Source organism: Ottowia sp. VDI28, assembly GCF_049532675.1.
Classification (GTDB): Bacteria; Pseudomonadota; Gammaproteobacteria; order Burkholderiales; family Burkholderiaceae_C; genus Ottowia.
Genome location: NZ_CP149820.1, coordinates 2,373,779 through 2,390,428, shown reverse-complemented (window position 1 = coordinate 2,390,428; position 16,650 = coordinate 2,373,779). Strand labels below are relative to the sequence as shown.

The window sequence follows — 16,650 nt, the reverse complement described above, 5'->3', positions numbered from 1 at the left end:
CCGCGGAAGCCCCCGAATGGATTGCGCAGCAGCCTCGCGAACCTTTAGCGTTTTATATGCTGCGGGTGACACGCAGCGCCATGGGTAATTGACATGCATCCCCCGTTTTCGATGATTTTCTTCACCACCCTGGCCGGTGCCGCACAGGGGCTCCTGCTTGTCCTGTTCGGCATCCAGCTGAGCACGCATTGGCGCCTCACCCAGGCGCCGCCAGCGCTGTTCACTGTGGGCGCCCTGGTGATCCTCGTGCTTTCCGCGATCGGCCTGGTGGCCGCGACGTTTCACCTGGGCCGCCCTTCGCGCGCCTGGCGTTCCGCCGCCATGTGGCGGACATCCTGGCTCTCGCGCGAGGTGATCGTGCTGCCGGCGTTCATGGCCGCCGTTGCCGCGTGGGGAGCTCTTCACTGGCTGGACACCTCGAGCACGGTCGCAGGCGCCATCGCCGCGGCCCTCGCTCTGCTGCTGTATCTGTGCACGGGCATGATCTACGCGGCCATCAAGGCCATCAAGGAGTGGGCCACACCCTTGACCCCGCTCAACTACGCTTTGTTGGGCCTCGCCTCTGGCTTGCTGCTGTCGACGGCACTGACCGCCTGGCTGGCACCGGAGTTCACGTCCACGCTGGTCAAGCTGACCCTCTGCGCCATCGCCGTGGCTGCGCTCGCACGAGGCGCCACGCTATGGCGCAACCTGCGCCTCGTGCCGACGACCACGACACAAACCGCCATCGGCGTGCGCCACCCCAAGGTCATTCAGAAAGCACAAGGCGCGATGGGTGGGTCCTTCAACACGCGCGAGTTCTTCCACAGCAAGACACCCCAGGCCGTCCGCACGATCCGCTGGACCGCCGTCATTCTGGGCTTCGCCATTCCCGCCGCTGCCCTGGGCCTTGGGGCCGGGTCGGCCCCTGCCCTTTTGCTGGCCCTGCTCTTCGTCATTCAATGGATCGGGATGCTGGCCGAACGCTGGAGCTTCTTCGCCGAAGGGCAGCACCCGCAGAATCTGTATTACAGGAGCCGCTCATAGGGCGAATGGTACTTACCTAAGACATGTGTCGTCTTCGTACGAACAGCTGAGGGTGTCACAAAAACCTGGAAGATGACTCTCGTCATTCCCGCGCAGGAGGGAATCCAGGCGGCGGTGAGGAAGTGGCACTGGATTCCCGCCTGCGCGGGAATGACGGAGGGGACTCTTGCGGCGCCCTCTTTACTCTTAAGCTGCGATAGCTCGCCTCACCCCCGCAACACCAGCAAGAACGCCTTTGCGGCGGCAGATAGAGAGCGTTGCTTCCTGGTCAGAATACCCACTTCACGAGTCGCGGTGGGCGTGTGCAGGACAACGCTTTGCAGGCGCTCCCGGTCCATCAATCGGAGGGCCAGCTTAGGAACCGCGGCAATGCCGACGCCCTCAGCCACCATCGCCCCCACCACGGAAATATTGTCTGCCACGAATTGCGCGTCCGGCGCCTGCCCCGTGGCCGCCAGGATCCGGTCTGTCACCAGCCGGATGCTGCTCGCAGGTCCGCTCGCCACGAACGGACGGCTCGCGAAGACGCTCCAGTCCACGCGCTTTCTTTTCGCAAGCACATCGCCGCGCGGGCAAATCATCACGAAACTTTCTTCCAGCAGCGGATCGAAACGGATGCTGGCGGGCGAATCAGGCACAGCAACCGAAAGGCCCAGATCCGCGCTTCCGTCGGCTACGGCCTGCGTGACCTGACGGGCCGATGCAGCTTGAATCACCAGGCGCACATTCGGATGGGTCCGCTGAAAGGCACGCGCCGCCGGGGGCAGGATCGCAGCCGCGATCGATGGCAACGCCCAGATCGTGACGCTGCCTCTTCGGCCCGCGATGAACTCCGAGAGATCGCTGAGCGAGTTCCGGAACTCCGACAACATGCGCTGCGCAATGGGCACCAGTTCAGCGCCGGCGTCGGTCAGCGCGACGCTGTGCTTGGTACGGTCAAAAAGCCTCGCATTGAGCTTCTCTTCCGCCGCCTGTACCCGGCGGCTCAACGCTGGCTGCGACACATGGGCGCGTTCGGCCGCCATGCGGAAATTGCGAGTTTCCGCCACCAGCAGCACGGCCTCCAATTCAGGAATGGACAAAGTCTGTTGCGCGGTCGCCATGGTGATGTTCTCTATTTATTACCGAGATGAAAATTTATCATTTTGAGCATTACAAGAACAGATCGATACTTTCCATGAGCGAGAACAGCGAGACTGAAACAAAGCATGGACCGGCAACAAAATCGATTGCGCATTGGAGTAGGCGCGGGCATGGCCGACGACCGGATCGGCCCCGCGCTCCAACTGCTGGAGCGATGTGACCTGGATTACCTCGTATGCGAATGTCTGGCTGAGCGGACGATTGCGCGGGAAACGCTCACGCTTTCGCATGACCCGGCCAAAGGATTCAACCCGATGCTGGGAGAACGCATGCGCGCGTTCCTCCCCCTGTGCCAGAAAAACGGCGTGCGGCTGGTGTCGAACATGGGTGCAGCCAACCCCGTCGGCGCCGCTCGGGCCGCCAGGGAAATCGGAAACACCCTGGGCTGGCACGACCTGAAATGTGCCGCGGTCGTGGGTGATGATGTGAAGGAGCGCATCAGCAAGCACCCCGAGCTGCCACTGATGGATCGCCAACTGCCCCTGGAGGACATTCTGCCGCGCCTGGCCTCGGCCAATGCCTACCTGGGGGCCGACGTGGTCCGCGACGCGTTGGCAACCGGAGCGCACGTGGTCATGACGGGCCGGGTCGCGGATCCTTCGCTGTTTCTCGGCGTCGCCTTGCACCACCATGGCTGGAGCTACGATGACCTGCCCCGGTTGGCATCGGGCACCATCATGGGCCATCTGCTGGAATGCTCGGCGCAAGTCACCGGCGGCTATTTTGCCGATCCCGGAAAGAAAGATGTCCCGCGCCTGGCGGAGCTTCCCTATCCGTTCGCGGACATCCTCCCGGACGGCGAGCTCTTCATCGGCAAACCGGAAGGATCCGGAGGGCGGCTGGATCGCATGACCTGCAGTGAACAGGCGCTCTATGAAATTCACGACCCCGACGCCTACATCACCCCAGACTGCGTCCTCTCACTGAACGGACTGCACTTCGAAGAAGCCGGTCCCGACCGTGTCGCGGTGCGGGGCGCCAGCGCGCGCAAGCGGACCGACAGCTACAAGGTGGTCGTAGGCTACTTCGATGGCTGGATAGGGAGCGGTGAAGTTGCCTATGCAGGCCCTAACGCTCTGGCGCGCGCGCAGCTTGCGGCGGACATCGTGAAAGAGCGGTTTCGTCTGGACGGCGGCCAAGCCAGCGAGATACAAGTAGACCTGATTGGCATGAACAGCTTGCATGGAAGTCATGCCAAGGCCATGTCCAGCGAGCCCTATGAAGTGCGCCTGCGTGTAGCGGCCAGATGCTCCGACAAGAAAAGCGCTCACCTCATTGGAGATCATGTGCGGCAGTTGAATATGCAAGGCCCGTATGGCGCGGGAGGGCCACTCAACCATGGCGCGAAGGAAGTCATTGCCGTAGACGGTCTGCTGATTCCCCGTGATTGGGTCAGCCCGCAAATCATCACACTGGGAGTTTGAGCATGGCTACCCTGGTACACGAGTTGGCCCATGCCCGCGCTGGAGACAAGGGCAACACATCGAACGTCGCCGTATTCGCCTACGACGATGCGAGCTGGAACATCCTTCACCGGGAACTCACGGCGGCACGGGTCAGTCAGGCCTTTGCCCATCTGGGCGCAAGCGAGGTCAGAAGATACGAAGTTGAAAGCCTGAAGGCGCTGAACTTTGTCATCCCCAACGTGCTGGCTGGAGGTGTGACGCGCTCACTGCGGTTGGACCCTCATGGCAAGACGCTCAGCGCGTTGATGCTGGGCATCGAGCTTTCCGATTCATCTCTTTTCTGAGCGGCCCCATGTACCCACCAGCCGAACCCCTGCAGACAGAAATTTTTGCGCAACTGCCCGAGTCGCTTCACCTGACCCATCAAGCGTCCACCTGGTTGGCTGCTCGCCATACGAAGATGCACTCCTTCCTGGAAGGGCCGGCTTTTGACCGCAGCGGCAACCTCTGGTGTGTGGACCTGGCACACGGACGGATCCTGCGTGTCAACCCCAGGGGCGAGTTCGAGGTCGTCGTGAGCTACGCTGGCGAGCCCAATGGTTTGAAGATCCATCGCGACGGACGCATCTTTGTCGCTGATCACCTGCACGGCCTGATGTTGCTCGACCCGGTGGCCAAAACCATCCAGCCCTATCTGCAACACGTGAGGCGCGAGGGCTTGAAGGGTTTGAACGACCTGTTCTTTGCATCCAATGGCGACCTGTATTTCACCGACCAAGGTGAAAGTTCCCTGGACAACCCGACTGGCCGGGTGTTCAGGCTACGCGCGGACGGCAAGACGGTCGATCTCATCATGGACGGCCTGCCCGGGCCCAATGGCCTGGTCATGAACAAGGCAGAGAATGTGCTGTACGTCGCGCTGACCCATGACAACGCCATCTATGCCTTGCGCCTGGAGCCCGACGGCACAAGAGGCAAGGTCAGCCGCTTCATCCAATTGTCCGGCAGCACAGCAGGACCTGATGGCCTGGCCCTGGATGAAGCAGGCAACCTCGCCGTCGTGCATGCGCAAGCGGGGACCGTCTGGATCTTCAGTCCGATCGGAGAGCCTCTCTACCGCATCCGCTCGTGCACGGGCCTGCGCACCACCAACGTCGCCTTTGGCGGACCTGAGCGCCGCACGCTTTTCATCACCGAAGCCGAAAGGGGGGCCATCTTGATGGCGCGCCTGCCTCATCCCGGCAAGCTGATGTTTTCCCATACGGACTAGTTTTTTCGATCAGGAGACAACGACATGAAACTTCACCGGCTATTCATAGGCTTGGGCTTGGCTTTGGGCTCTGTCCTGGCAACCGCACAGCCCACTTACCCCCACAAGCCCATCAGGCTGATCGCCACCTACGGCCCTGGCAGTTCGATCGACATCATCGCCCGGCTGGTGGCAAAACCGCTCTCCGAGCAACTGGGACAACCCGTGATCGTGGAAAACAGGCCCGGCGCCGGCGGCGACCTTGGCACCAATGTCGTCGCGAAGGCGGAGAAAGACGGCTACACGATCGGCTTTGCTTCAGCCGGCCCGATCACAGTGAACCCCAATGCCCGCAAGAAGATGCCGTACGACTCGATGACGGATCTGGTTCCGGTGGCTTTGATCGCCACCGGGCCGAACGTCATCCTCGTCAACCCGTCGCTGCAGATCAAGAACCTCAAGGAACTGATCGCCTACACCAAGGCCAACCCGGACAAAATGAGTTTTGCTTCGGCAGGGATGGGAACCAGCGGCCATATCGCGGGCGAGCTGTTCCAGCATCTGTCGAAAACCAAGATCTTGCACGTGCCCTACAAAGGCAACAGCGAGGCCATTACCGACACCCTGGGGGGCCGCACGCAGTTGGTCATCAGTGGCGTTCCCCCCATCTTGCCCTTTGTGAAGTCCGGCCAGTTGCGTGCACTGGCGGTGGCCGACACCAAACGCTCCCCGCTCCTGCCGGACGTTCCCACCGTCGCGGAAGCCGGCTTGCCCGGCGCTGAAAGCGTGGCCTGGTATGGCATCGTGGCGCCAGCGGGCACGCCACCTGAGATTCTCACGCGCCTTGGCGATGAAATCGCCAAAGCCGTGCACAACCCGGAAGTCCAGGAAAAATTCACCAGCCTGGGCATCAGTGCCGGCACCGAAAGCAGGCTGGAGTTCGGCAAGCGCATGACCACTGAGCACGCGCGCTTCAAGGAACTCTTCAAATCCATCAACCTTCAGCTGGACTGATCACCCGATGTCCCGAACCGTTCTTATCGCAGGCGCCAGCGGGCTGGTAGGCTCCGCTGCCGTCGATTCGTTTCTTGACGCCGGATGGGAAGTCATTGCCGTCTCCCGGCGGCGCCCGGAAGTGTGCAGCGCGAAGCCCTTCAGGCATCTGCCGGTCGATTTACAGAACGCCGACGAATGCATGAGCGCCTTCGGCGCGCTATCGGATGTCAGCCATCTGGTGTATGCAGCTGTTTATGAAAAGCCCGGGCTGATCCAGGGTTGGCAAGACCCTGATCAGATGGCGATCAATCTGAAAATGATCCAGAACGTGGTTGAGCCGCTGACACGAGGATCGCCGCTGACCCACGTATCGCTCCTGCAGGGCACCAAGGCCTATGGGGTTCACCTGCACCCCATCCGCATCCCAGCCCGGGAGCGCTACCCGCGCGATGACCATCCCAACTCCTACTGGTTTCAGGAAGACTACATCAGGGAAAAAGCAGGCCAGGCAGGTTTCGGCTGGAACATCTTCCGCCCCGTGATCATTCTGGGCCCCAACGTGGGTGTCGCCATGAACACCGTGCCAGTGATCGGTGTCTATGCGGCGCTGTGCCGGGAGCTCGGCCATGGCTTTTCCTACCCCGGGCACATCTCATATCCGCGCGAAGCCGTGGATACCCGCCTGATCGGCGATGCCTGCGCGTGGGCAGCAGACAACCGCCAAGTCTGGAACGAGCACTTCAATCTCACGAACGGGGAAGTCTTCAGCTGGAAGGACTTGTGGCCGGCCCTGGCGGATTTTCTGCATGTCAAGCCCGGACTCGACAAGCCCTTGAGTTTGGCGGAATACCTGCCCTCTCAAGCTGACACATGGGCACGCATCGTGCAGACACAAGGTCTGCGCTCCCTGACCATGCCCCAGATACTCGGCGAATCCCATCATTCAGCTGACGCCCGGTTCGGGTATGGACTGAAGGCTGCACCAGCACCGGCGTTCGTCAGCACGGTCAAGGTCAGAAGCGCTGGTTTCAACCAGGTCTATGACACTGAAGCCAGCATCAGGCACTGGCTGACAGTGCTGGCCGATAGGAAAATTCTTCCGCAGCCGGCCAGGCACGCGGAGGGTGCCACCTCCTGAAGAGGTGCTCAGCTCAAAGCTACGCTGAGCCCACGATGCCTCTATCGTGCAGACGGCCAAACTGGGCAGCGTCAACGCCAACCAACTGGGCTAGCACTTCCTCCGTGTGCTCACCTAGGCGCGGCGCCGGTTCGGCGTCCAAGCGGGGGTTCCACTGAACTCCAGTGGAATCCCAGCCAACGACATGTGGCCCACGCCCGGCTGGTATGCCGTGCGAAACATGGGGTTGGCAGGGGAACACTCAGGATCCTGAGCGAGTTCGGCCATGCTCTGATAGCGGCTCCAGCAGACACCATGGCGATCGAACGCTGCGGCGATTTCGGCCATTGGCCGGGCCGCCATCCATGCGCCGACCAGCGAGGCAATGGGCTCGCGTGCCTTGAAGCGATCACCTTCCTGTTTGAAATCCAACTGCAAGCGTTCAGCCAAGGCTTCGAACTCCACCGCCAGTTGTGTAGCAAGGACGATGGAACGCCACTGGCGGGGAGTTAGCCCCACCACCATCACACGCTCACCATCTTGCGTTAGAAAATCGCGGCCGAAAGCCCCGAACAAGGCGTTGCCGTGGCGCTGGCGCGGCTGGCCCAGTTGGGCTTCGGCGATGAAGCCCAGGTGCTGCATCACCGCCAGCCCGACATCCTCCAGAGCCAGCTTCACATGCTGCCCCAAGCCTGTACGGCTGCGGTGCCGCTCGGCGGCGAGCAGGCCCACGGCCACCATCTGGCCGGTGATCAGATCCCATGCGGGCAGCACGTGATTAACGGCGCCCTCCCCCTCCACGGGTCCCGTCACGCAGGGCAGGCCCAGGCGCGGGTTGACGGTATAGTCCACCGCCGAACCGCCATGCCGATCGCCCTGCAACGTGAGTTGGATCAGGTCGGGCCGGCGTGCCTTGAGCGCGTCATGATCCAACCATCCACGGGGCGGGAAATTGGTGAGGAAAAGGCCCGCGTCCTCGCCCGGCGCGCAGGCGATAGCCATGGCTAACTCGCGGCCTTCAGGCGAGGCGAGATCCAGCGCCACCGAGCGCTTCGACTTGTTGAGGCCGCACCAGAACAGGCTGGTGTTGTCTGCCGTCACAGGCCAGCGCCGGTAGTCAAGGCCACCCCCAGGGCATCGATGCGGATCACATCGGCGCCCATCTGGGCCAGCGTCATGCCGCCCAACGGAGCAGCCACGAAGGCAGCAGCTTCCACCACTCGCATGCCAGACAAGATACCCCGCTGCGTCACATCAGGCCTCCTGGATGGCGATGCCCAGCGCGCGCTCCATCAGGCTGCGCGCCACGACTTTAAGCGCCAGAGTCTCCTCCGCGCCTTCGAAAATGGAGAGCACCCTCGCGTCCACGAAATAGCGGCTCGCGGGTGTCTCTTCCGCGTACCCCATTCCGCCGTGCAACTGAAGCGCCTCGCGCGTGACCCATTCAGCCGAACGGCAGGCCAGCAGCTTCACCAGGCTGGCTTCCATGCGTCCCTGCCCTTGGTCGACGATGCCAGCCACTGTGTAGGCCAGGCGCCGGCAGGCTGCCAGCCGCGCCGCCATGCGCGCCAGCTTGGCCTGCGTGAGCGCAAACTCCGACAGCGGAGCGCCGAAGACTCGGCGGTCCTGCGTATAGCGCACCGCAGCCCGCAAAGCGGCCCGCATCACGCCACAAGCCCGTGCCGAAGTTTGCATGCGTCCGCCGACCATTCCGGCCAGCGCGAAATAAAAGCCCTTGCCCAGCCCAGTCTCGCCGCCCACCACGTTGGCATCAGGAACAAAGTAGTCCTCGAAAGAGAGATCGAAGGAATGCATGCCCCGATAACCGATGGTGGGAATTGCGCGCCCTGTCAGGCGGCCGCCGCCCTCTTGCCGGACCTCGAACTCGTGGGTATCGAACGACGGCTTCTCGGCCAGCAGCACCGAAAGCCCCTTGTGCCCGAGTTGGCGATCCGGATCGGTTCGAGTGACCACCATCAGCACGCCCGCCTTGCCGGCAAAGGTACACCATGACTTGGCCCCATTGAGCCGCCAGCCGCCATCCACGCGCACGCCCTTGAGTTGACACGCCGCGAGATCGGAGCCATAGTCCGGCTCGGTCATGGCGATGGCGCACAGGGGGTCACCGGCGGCCAGCCTGGGCAGCCAATGCGCCTTCTGTTTATCCGTCCCTCCCGCGAGCAAGGCGCGTGTAAGAATTTCGGGCCGCGTGATCAGGCTGCCCGCGGCAGCAAGTGAACCTTCAGATAGCGCCTCAGTCACCACCACCATGAGCAGCGTATCCTCATGATCATTCGGCGCGCTGCCGCCATGCTTCTCAGGAATCGCCAGCCCGAACACCCCCATTTCGCGCATGGGTTGCAGCAGCGATTCAGGCACGGTCAGGTCTTGCCGGTGAATGGCTTCGGCCTGCGGGGCCACCACCTCGGCGGCAAAGCGCCGGAAAGAATCCCGGGCCAGGGCATGCGGCTCGCCCAACGCGATTTCGCCCGCCAGGCCTTGCGCCTGAACCACGCCGGCGCCAGCAGCTTGCAAAGCCTCGGCGCTGCCGGCCGCCTGGCGCAACCTCTGCCATTCCGCCGCGCCGCGCAATTCACCCATTACGGCCTGGTCGACCCCTATTTCAGTGTGGATGATGTCAAGCCTGTCGAAGATGGCGATCACAGCATCCACCGTGAAAATCAGGGCCAATTGCGCGTCGAGCGGATGACTGTCAGGTGTGAGCGCCGCGATCGCGGTTTCGGAGGCCAACAGCTCCGCGCCTGCCCAAGCCACTTCGAAGCTGGTCACCTGCTGAGTATCCAGCAGCCGGTTACTTAAGCGGCCGTGCTCAAGGCAGCGCTGTCCCAGCGTCTCAAGCGCGGCATTGAACACTACTCGCAGCCTTGCCAGCAGGGTGCCTGCCGCCTTGATCTGCTCCAGCATCTGCGCATCCACGTTCTGACTCATTCGGCACCCTCTTTTCCCAAGTCCTTGCTTGGCAGGTAGTGTGCCCGATCCGCGGCCACCGCAAGCACGCCCGCCGGGCAGGCCGGAGTCAGGCGGTCTTTTCCACGTGGCGTTGCCGTGTATAGAGAAAATCGATCACCGCCTTGCTTCAAGAAGACTACATCAGGGAAAAACGGGCCAGGCAGGTTTCGGCTGGAACATCTTTCTCCTCATGATCATTCTGGGCCCCAACGTCGGTATCGCGGTGAACACGGTACCGATAACTGGGGTCTAAGCAGCGTTGTAATCGGGACTCCAGCGTCATTGAACTTACACTGCTCGCTCGCTACTCTCGCGCAGCAGATCAACCAGATCACCAGCCGGCAGCACGTCGGCATACTTGCTAGCGATATCAAAAAGATTGACCGCGTGCGAGGTCTGAGACCGGTCGTAGACCGCGTCCTGCGGCACCACCACCTTGAAGTTGAGCGCGCAGGCATCGACCGCCGTGGCGCGAACGCAGCCGCTGGTGGTACAACCGGTGACCACCACCGTATCCACGCCCAGCCCCACCAGATAACTGGTGAGTGCTGTGCCGTGGAATGCGCTGGCTTGGAACTTTGGGATCAGAATGTCGCCGGGCACAGGTGCCACCTCCGCCACGAACTCATATCCGTGCGCCGTCACGTCCATCACGCCAGGCACCTTGGTCTCGAACTGGCCGCGATTGTGCGGTCCTTTGGGCGCCACATGCGGATAGAGAATCGGCGCCTTCAGTTCACGGAACACGTCGATCAGGCGAGCAATGTGCGGCACGGCACGCCAGCCGTATTCGCCGCAACTGGTGGGCATGGTGATGATGGCCTCCTCGATGGGCATCGGCTGATCGCCCATGGACCGATATTGCACGTCGATGATGAGCAAGGCCGGCCGGCTGCCGATGCCGCTGGGCAGGCCCCAGCCAGCTCGGCGGTAGATGGCCAATTCTTCGGGCGGAATGATGCCGTCCCAGGGACGGGGTTGCGATACTGCTGCGGTCATGCTCAGATCTCCACCGTGGTCGCGTCATACGACAGAAGCCAGTCATAGCGATCACGCACTGCCTGCGGCGCCCATTCCTTCTGGATGTAGGGACGTGCCGTTTCAATACGCTCCAGTTCGGGGCTGTGGAAAATATTCAACATCTCCAGGGATTTGGCTTTCGTGCGGTTAGTGCGCCCGATACGGGCATCGTCATAGCGCCGCAGAGCGCCTTCGATGTTGCCTGACGGCTCTTCCAGGCAACGTGCCAGCACATAGGCGTCTTCCATGGTCACATTGACGCCCATGCCCAGATAAGGCGTCATGGAGTGACAGGCATCACCCACCAACGTGACATGGCCCTTGGACCAGGCTTCGAGGGGATCGCGGACAAACAAGCCCCAGCGGAACAGGTTCTCCGATTGGACAAACAGATCAAGGATGTCCTGATGCCAGCCCTCGAAATCCTTGAGTGCATCCGCCAGCTCACCGCGCTCCGACCAAGATTCGGTCTGCCAGTTCTCACTGTCGACTTGAGCCGAAAAGCTCACGAACTCCTCGCCGTCGCGTTGAACCGGGTAAGTCGTGACGTGTGCCGTGGGGCCAATCCACGTCGATGCCAGCGCCCGCCGGTGCTGTGGCTTCAGGCGGGACATCGGTGCCAGGCCGCGCCAGGCGTTGGCGCCTGTATAACGGGCAGGGGCCTGGCCGAAAAGCGACTGGCGTATACGAGAGTGCGCCCCATCGCAGCCGACAACGACGTCGCCCTCCACCACGGCGCCACCTTCGAGCAGCAGGCGCGCCCGGTCATCCACCGTTTCGGCACCCACCGTCCGCAAGCCGAAGTGCACGGCATCCGGCTTGAGGGCAATCACCGCCTCATACAGCACGCGCTGCAACTCGGCCCGCAGTACCTGGATCAACGTATGGTCTGCCTTGGAAGCTTGCGGGTCGCGGTTGTAGACAGAGTGCTCCTCGCCGGTCTTCCAGAACCGCACCACTCGATCCTGGGGCGGCAGATTGATAGCTTCTACGGCCTTCTTGAGGCCCAGCGCCTCCAGCACCTTCCCGCCATTGGCCGAAATCCACAACCCCGCACCTACCTCACGCAGCTCGGAGGATTGCTCATAGATATCGACATCGATCCCCTTCTGCAGCAGCGCCACCGCGAGCGTGAGCCCGCCCATGCCCGCACCGGCGATGATCACATGCAGGCGCTGGCCTCGCTGTTCCTTGTCTGTCATTTCTGCTCCGATTGATAACGATCTGGGTTTTGGGCAAGGTCCAGGATGGCCTCGATGATCTTGACGTATCCGGTGCAACGGCAAATGTTGCCGCGCAGGTAATGGCGAATGGTCTCTTCCGATGGACTGGGTTCTACGGCCAGCAGCGACTTCACGGCCAGAATCATTCCCGGCGTGCAGAAGCCGCACTGCAGCGCCCCATGGGCGATGAACGCACGCTGCACGGGATCGAGCCTCGGACCATCCGAGAGGCCCTCGATGGTGGTCACGCTGCGCCCCTCCATGTCGGCGCACAACGTGGTGCAGCTGGACATCGGCAAACCATCGACCAATACGGTGCAGGCACCGCAGACCTGGACGTCGCAGGAGCGCTTGGTACCTTTCAGGCGCAGGTGGTCGCGCAAGACGTCGATCAACATCTCGCGCGGCTCGACCTCGACAGTGGCGGGCTGGCCGTTGAGCGTCATGTCCACGCGCATCAACGGAAATTCGGTTAGCGTCGATTCGTTCATGTCAGGCTTGCCTTGATGGCGCGCTGGGCCAGCACGCTGACCAGATGGCGCTTGTAATCCGCGCTGCCGTGCAGGTCGTCATGCGCGTCAATCCGGGCGGCTTCGGCGGCGAGTACGGACGAAAGGCTGGCCCAGACCTCCTCGTACGGCAAGTCCGCAGCCAGTACGTTCGCAGCTTCTTCAGTCTCGGAGAGCGGCTGAGGCGTGGCGGTGATGGCCCCTGCCCACAGATTCAGGCGTTTCGGGCCATTGAGAGACCACGCGGCCGCCACGCCCACGGCAGGACGTTCGGTATGGCCGAAACAGCGATAGGCCGAGCGCGTACCGGCCGATGATGGTGGCACCTCGATAGCCACCAGGATCTCGTTCTCCTCGCGCGCAGTGGTGAATTCGCTCAGGTGAAATTCACGCGAGGGCACTGTGCGCGTACGCTCCGGGCTCGCCAGCACCATGCGCGCATCGAGGGCACACAACATGGTGGGCGCATCCGCGTGCGGTTCCGCAAAGCAAAGGACACCGCCAAGCGTTCCCGCCACGCGCACCCGGATATTGGCCACGTTTTCGCTGAGTTCGGCATAGCCTGGCAACACGCGGCGCACCAGAGGATCGCGGGCGATCACATGGTGGGTCGACAACGCCCCTATGACCAGGGTGCCATCCTCGCGAACGTGGATATCGCGCAACTCCGGCACCTGTTTGAGGTCAATCACGTGGTCGTAGTGCAGCACGCGCGCCTTGAGCGCTACCAGCAGTTCGGTACCACCGGCGTGGAACGTGGCCGCGTCGCCGTACACCGCCTTGAACGCCAGCGCGTCTTCCAGGCTTGTGGGACGATGCAGCTCGAATCGGACGGGACGCATCAGTTCTCTCGCTGACCCAGGCCGGCAGCCACGCCGAGCAACGGCGCCACCAACCACCACCAGGGGGCCTGTCCAAGCATGGCCGCCGCATGCGCCACGGCGAATCCCACCGCAACGCTGACGCCTACGCGCGGCCAGACGAGTACCAATTCGACGCGGCGCGGGCGGGTTCGCACTGACTCCGGGGCGGCTGGCATCACGGCCTGCTGCGATGATGCGTGCGCGCCGCTTGCCCGCGAAACCGGGGCCACGGGAGCAAGTCTGCTGGCCGGCATGGCTGTGTGCGGAACAGGCGTCAGCGCGGGTGCGCCCGCTTGCCTGGCCGAAGCCGCGTGTACACCAGGTGTTTCTGAATCGAACTGCACCAACTCTTCACGCAGGCGCTTCTCGAACTCGGCGAACAACTCCTCCGAGCGCTTCTTCACCACCGGATAGCCAAGCGCCGCGAGACGGCCCGCCACCACCATCTGCGCGTCAACACCGAGGCGGCATGCGGGCGTGCCAGCACTCCCTGCTCCTCAAGATCGACCTTCATGCGCACATCAATCGTGGTGCCGGTAAATTTGTCTCGGCCAGCCGCGCTGAGTTCCACGTGCTTTTCCAGCGTGTGCGACTCGAGCTGGATGCGGGTGGGCACCTCGAGCTTGAACGGGCCGATCTTCTGCTTCATGACGGCCGAGAACTCCTTGAGCGGTTCGACCTCGGTGACGTTTTCGCAACCGGGTATGAGCCCGGCCACGCGCTGCACGTCGAAGAAGATCGCCCAGAGCTGAGCGGCCGTGGCAGGCAATGTGGCGTCGATCTTGAAATCCATATGTGTCTCTGTCTCTCTTTTCAGTTCTGGCGCTCGGCCTTGGCCGCTTGCAGCGCCCGCCAAACGCGCTCGGGCGTCAAAGGCAACTCCTTGATGCGCGCACCCCAACCCTGGTAGAGCGCATTGGCGATAGCGGGCGCTATGGGCAAAATAGCCCCCTCGCCTCCGCCCCGCGCGCCGAAAGGTCCAGGACCGTCGCCGCTTTCGATCAGAGCAGTGCCAACATGCTGCGGCGCGTCATCGATTGTGGGAACCTTGTAGTCGAAGAGCGTCCCGTTGACGACCTGGCCGTCTTCGTAGATGTACTCCTCCGACAGCGCATGCCCCATTCCCATGACCATCGCGCCTTCGTCCTGGCCTTCGGCGGCCTTGCGGTTGATAACGTGGCCAAGATCAGCCGCGCCCCCCACTCTCAATACCCGGATGGCACCAGTGCCTTCATCGACCTCTATTTCACATGCTTGCGCGCCGGTTTCCCAGAACAAGGGAGCGAGCTTGAAATCGCCGTTCTTCGTTCCTGAATTGACACGGCCGACGCCCAGGAATTCGCCCGCCGCCATGCCATTGAGGCGGCGCAGCAACTCAATGATCGGCACCGGCTCTCCCGGCCCCTCGATACGCCCCGCTTCCAGCCTGTAGTCCTGCGGCGATCCTCCCAGCACCTCCGCGGCGGTCTCAAGCACCTGGCGCACGATATCTTCGCAGGCCAATTGCACCGCCAGACCGATGATCACAGTCGATCGGCTGGCGCCCGTACCCCAGTCGTACGGGGCCTGGAGAGTATCGGGTTCTGCGACGGCGATCAGGCGCATAGGTTGGCGCAGCACCTTGGAGGCGATGATGCGCAGCACACCGCGATTGCCCTGGCCAATCTCGACCGTGTTGGCCGATATGTTCACCGACCCGTCGGCACGCAGACGCACGATCGCGCCGCCCACAGGAACGATGCCGGGATCGCTCACACCCACCGCAACACCACGTCCGCGGCGGTGTTCATGTTTGGGCTCCGGCAGGTTTTCCAGCGCCTGCAGCGCTTGTCGCAGCGAGTGCCGCATGTCGACGTCGATCGGCCGCAGATCAGGCTTGATGGTCTGGCCTTTGCCGGCCATGTTGGCAAGGCGGAATTCAATAGGATCGCGGCCCAGGGCCGCCGCGATGATGTCCATCTGCGATTCGGTGGCCCAGACGGCCTGCGGGCCCCCGATGGAACGGAAAGCGGCGCCCGGCACGGTGTTGGTGTACACCCCGATGGCCTCCAACCGAAGATTGGGAATGTGGTACGGCCCGATGGCGCGGATGGCGGCCTTGATGGCAATGGCCGGGCCGGTATCCGCATAGGCGCCGCCATTGAGCACGGCGCGCACGGACTTGGCGGTGATGCGGCCTTGCGCATCGACCGCTGTCTTGAGCGAAATCTCTGCGTCAAGCCGGCGGCAAGTCAGCATCGATTCCGGAATCGACAGGCAAACGCGCACCGGCGCGCGTGCCTTCCAGGACAGTGCGGCCACCAGCGGATCGATCTTGACCGAAGCTTTGCCGCCGAAGCCTCCGCCCACGTAAGGCGAATGCACGCGCACGCAAGCCAGCGGTACCCCCAGTATTTCCGAGCACACACGCTGAATGGCAGTCGGCGTCTGCCCGCCGCTCCAGATCTCCAGCGAGCCTGGCTTCCAATGCGCCAGGCATACATGGGGTTCCATAGCGAAGTGGAACACCATGGGAAACGTAAACGTATCCTCGAACACGCGAGCGGCGCCGGCGAACGCCTGGTCGACGTCACCCGAGGCGTACTGCCAACTCTGGAAGATATTGGTGCCTTCCACCGGCAAGGCTTCGCCCCGGAAATAGAAGTCCTTGAGCTTGACCATATCCTCGTGGACCAAAGCGGCGCCTTCGGCCATAGCCTCCTGGGCGGTGGTCACGAAAGGCAGCGGCTCGTAGTCCACGACGATGGCATCAAGCGCCTCTTCGGCTGTAGCTTCATCAATGGCCGCGATCGCAGCCACCGGATCTCCCACATAGCGCACCTTGTCGATGGCAATGACGGGACGGTCGCGCAGGGAGAGCCCCCAACGCACCTCGGTGCCCTGCAGGTCCTGCAGATCTTGACCGGTCAACACCGCGACGACGCCCGGAATGGCCAGCGCGGCGCTGGCATCGATGCCGCGGATGCGTGCATGCGGCACTGTGCTGCGCAGGATCTTTCCGTGCAGCATGCCAGGCACCTCCACGTCACTGGCATAGACAGCCGTACCGGTCACCTTCTGCAGATAGTCGGCGCGCGGCTCTTCGTGGAGTGGCAGGGATGCGGGAGTGTGCATGTCGGCAAAAAGAT

The 16,650-nt window shown here is 62.8% G+C and carries 17 protein-coding genes; 6 read left to right on the top strand and 11 right to left on the bottom strand.

Annotated elements, in window-relative coordinates; genetic code table 11:
* Positions 1-93 precede the first annotated feature (93 nt).
* Positions 94-1,026 carry a dimethyl sulfoxide reductase anchor subunit family protein gene (locus WJU18_RS11455; RefSeq protein ID WP_423460180.1) on the top strand — a complete coding sequence of 311 codons (933 nt, stop codon included), beginning with the start codon at positions 94-96 and terminating at the stop codon, positions 1,024-1,026.
* A 206-nt stretch (positions 1,027-1,232) separates the two neighbouring features.
* On the opposite strand, the gene WJU18_RS11450 is transcribed toward WJU18_RS11455, so the two are convergent.
* Positions 1,233-2,129, bottom strand: a complete 897-nt coding sequence (locus WJU18_RS11450; RefSeq protein ID WP_423460179.1) for a LysR family transcriptional regulator — start codon at positions 2,127-2,129, stop codon at positions 1,233-1,235.
* A gap of 105 nt (positions 2,130-2,234) precedes the next feature.
* Between WJU18_RS11450 and WJU18_RS11445 the strand changes: the two genes are divergently transcribed.
* From WJU18_RS11445 to WJU18_RS11425, 5 genes are read left to right on the top strand one after another with little or no spacing between them, the layout of a single operon-like run.
* Positions 2,235-3,593 carry an acyclic terpene utilization AtuA family protein gene (locus tag WJU18_RS11445; protein ID WP_423460178.1) on the top strand — a complete coding sequence of 453 codons (1,359 nt, stop codon included), beginning with the start codon at positions 2,235-2,237 and terminating at the stop codon, positions 3,591-3,593.
* Between the two features lie 2 nt (positions 3,594-3,595).
* The gene (locus WJU18_RS11440) at positions 3,596-3,919 is read left to right on the top strand and encodes an AtuA-related protein (protein WP_423460177.1); all 324 of its coding nucleotides are present in this window, start codon (positions 3,596-3,598) and stop codon (positions 3,917-3,919) included.
* 8 nt (positions 3,920-3,927) lie between these two features.
* Complete coding sequence (locus WJU18_RS11435; RefSeq protein WP_423460176.1) at positions 3,928-4,845, top strand: SMP-30/gluconolactonase/LRE family protein; 918 nt, start codon at positions 3,928-3,930, stop codon at positions 4,843-4,845.
* A 24-nt stretch (positions 4,846-4,869) separates the two neighbouring features.
* Positions 4,870-5,838: a Bug family tripartite tricarboxylate transporter substrate binding protein gene (locus tag WJU18_RS11430; RefSeq protein ID WP_423460175.1), complete on the top strand. Its 969-nt coding sequence runs from the start codon at positions 4,870-4,872 to the stop codon at positions 5,836-5,838.
* Between the two features lie 7 nt (positions 5,839-5,845).
* The gene (locus WJU18_RS11425; RefSeq protein WP_423460174.1) at positions 5,846-6,958 is read left to right on the top strand and encodes an SDR family oxidoreductase; all 1,113 of its coding nucleotides are present in this window, start codon (positions 5,846-5,848) and stop codon (positions 6,956-6,958) included.
* 114 nt (positions 6,959-7,072) lie between these two features.
* Here WJU18_RS11425 and WJU18_RS11420 read toward each other — a convergent pair whose 3' ends face one another.
* From WJU18_RS11420 to WJU18_RS11375, 10 genes are all read right to left on the bottom strand, one after another.
* Entirely contained in the window at positions 7,073-8,038 is a 966-nt protein-coding gene (locus tag WJU18_RS11420; RefSeq protein WP_423460173.1) for a CoA transferase, read from the bottom strand.
* Positions 8,035-8,190, bottom strand: a complete 156-nt coding sequence (locus WJU18_RS11415) for a CoA transferase (RefSeq protein ID WP_423460172.1) — start codon at positions 8,188-8,190, stop codon at positions 8,035-8,037. Before WJU18_RS11415 ends, WJU18_RS11420 begins: the two co-directional genes overlap by 4 nt.
* A gap of 1 nt (position 8,191) precedes the next feature.
* Positions 8,192-9,886: an acyl-CoA dehydrogenase family protein gene (locus tag WJU18_RS11410; protein ID WP_423460171.1), complete on the bottom strand. Its 1,695-nt coding sequence runs from the start codon at positions 9,884-9,886 to the stop codon at positions 8,192-8,194.
* 309 nt (positions 9,887-10,195) lie between these two features.
* On the bottom strand, positions 10,196-10,906 hold the full coding sequence (locus WJU18_RS11405; protein ID WP_423460170.1) for an isochorismatase family protein: 711 nt from the start codon (positions 10,904-10,906) through the stop codon (positions 10,196-10,198).
* Positions 10,907-10,908: 2 nt separating this feature from the next.
* Positions 10,909-12,129, bottom strand: coding sequence for an FAD-dependent monooxygenase (locus tag WJU18_RS11400; RefSeq protein WP_423460169.1), 1,221 nt, complete (start codon positions 12,127-12,129; stop codon positions 10,909-10,911).
* Complete coding sequence (locus WJU18_RS11395; protein WP_423460168.1) at positions 12,126-12,641, bottom strand: (2Fe-2S)-binding protein; 516 nt, start codon at positions 12,639-12,641, stop codon at positions 12,126-12,128. Before WJU18_RS11395 ends, WJU18_RS11400 begins: the two co-directional genes overlap by 4 nt.
* Positions 12,638-13,501, bottom strand: a complete 864-nt coding sequence (locus WJU18_RS11390) for an FAD binding domain-containing protein (RefSeq protein ID WP_423460167.1) — start codon at positions 13,499-13,501, stop codon at positions 12,638-12,640. Before WJU18_RS11390 ends, WJU18_RS11395 begins: the two co-directional genes overlap by 4 nt.
* The gene (locus tag WJU18_RS11385) at positions 13,501-13,962 is read right to left on the bottom strand and encodes a hypothetical protein (RefSeq protein WP_423460166.1); all 462 of its coding nucleotides are present in this window, start codon (positions 13,960-13,962) and stop codon (positions 13,501-13,503) included. Before WJU18_RS11385 ends, WJU18_RS11390 begins: the two co-directional genes overlap by 1 nt.
* Complete coding sequence (locus WJU18_RS11380) at positions 13,923-14,315, bottom strand: CoxG family protein (protein WP_423460165.1); 393 nt, start codon at positions 14,313-14,315, stop codon at positions 13,923-13,925. The genes WJU18_RS11385 and WJU18_RS11380 overlap by 40 nt, the downstream gene beginning before the upstream one ends.
* Before the next feature lie 20 nt (positions 14,316-14,335).
* On the bottom strand, positions 14,336-16,636 hold the full coding sequence (locus WJU18_RS11375; protein ID WP_423460164.1) for a xanthine dehydrogenase family protein molybdopterin-binding subunit: 2,301 nt from the start codon (positions 16,634-16,636) through the stop codon (positions 14,336-14,338).
* Positions 16,637-16,650: the final 14 nt, after the last annotated feature.

Excerpts from the sequence above, each read along its gene's own strand:
- WJU18_RS11455 (WP_423460180.1), top strand. The coding sequence starts at position 94 with ATGCATCCCCCGTTTTCGATGATTTTCTTCACCACCCTGGCCGGTGCC.
- WJU18_RS11450 (WP_423460179.1), bottom strand. The coding sequence starts at position 2,129 with ATGGCGACCGCGCAACAGACTTTGTCCATTCCTGAATTGGAGGCCGTG.
- WJU18_RS11445 (WP_423460178.1), top strand. The coding sequence starts at position 2,235 with ATGGACCGGCAACAAAATCGATTGCGCATTGGAGTAGGCGCGGGCATG.
- WJU18_RS11440 (WP_423460177.1), top strand. The coding sequence starts at position 3,596 with ATGGCTACCCTGGTACACGAGTTGGCCCATGCCCGCGCTGGAGACAAG.
- WJU18_RS11435 (WP_423460176.1), top strand. The coding sequence starts at position 3,928 with ATGTACCCACCAGCCGAACCCCTGCAGACAGAAATTTTTGCGCAACTG.
- WJU18_RS11430 (WP_423460175.1), top strand. The coding sequence starts at position 4,870 with ATGAAACTTCACCGGCTATTCATAGGCTTGGGCTTGGCTTTGGGCTCT.
- WJU18_RS11425 (WP_423460174.1), top strand. The coding sequence starts at position 5,846 with ATGTCCCGAACCGTTCTTATCGCAGGCGCCAGCGGGCTGGTAGGCTCC.
- WJU18_RS11410 (WP_423460171.1), bottom strand. The coding sequence starts at position 9,886 with ATGAGTCAGAACGTGGATGCGCAGATGCTGGAGCAGATCAAGGCGGCA.
- WJU18_RS11405 (WP_423460170.1), bottom strand. The coding sequence starts at position 10,906 with ATGACCGCAGCAGTATCGCAACCCCGTCCCTGGGACGGCATCATTCCG.
- WJU18_RS11400 (WP_423460169.1), bottom strand. The coding sequence starts at position 12,129 with ATGACAGACAAGGAACAGCGAGGCCAGCGCCTGCATGTGATCATCGCC.
- WJU18_RS11395 (WP_423460168.1), bottom strand. The coding sequence starts at position 12,641 with ATGAACGAATCGACGCTAACCGAATTTCCGTTGATGCGCGTGGACATG.
- WJU18_RS11390 (WP_423460167.1), bottom strand. The coding sequence starts at position 13,501 with ATGCGTCCCGTCCGATTCGAGCTGCATCGTCCCACAAGCCTGGAAGAC.
- WJU18_RS11380 (WP_423460165.1), bottom strand. The coding sequence starts at position 14,315 with ATGGATTTCAAGATCGACGCCACATTGCCTGCCACGGCCGCTCAGCTC.
- WJU18_RS11375 (WP_423460164.1), bottom strand. The coding sequence starts at position 16,636 with ATGCACACTCCCGCATCCCTGCCACTCCACGAAGAGCCGCGCGCCGAC.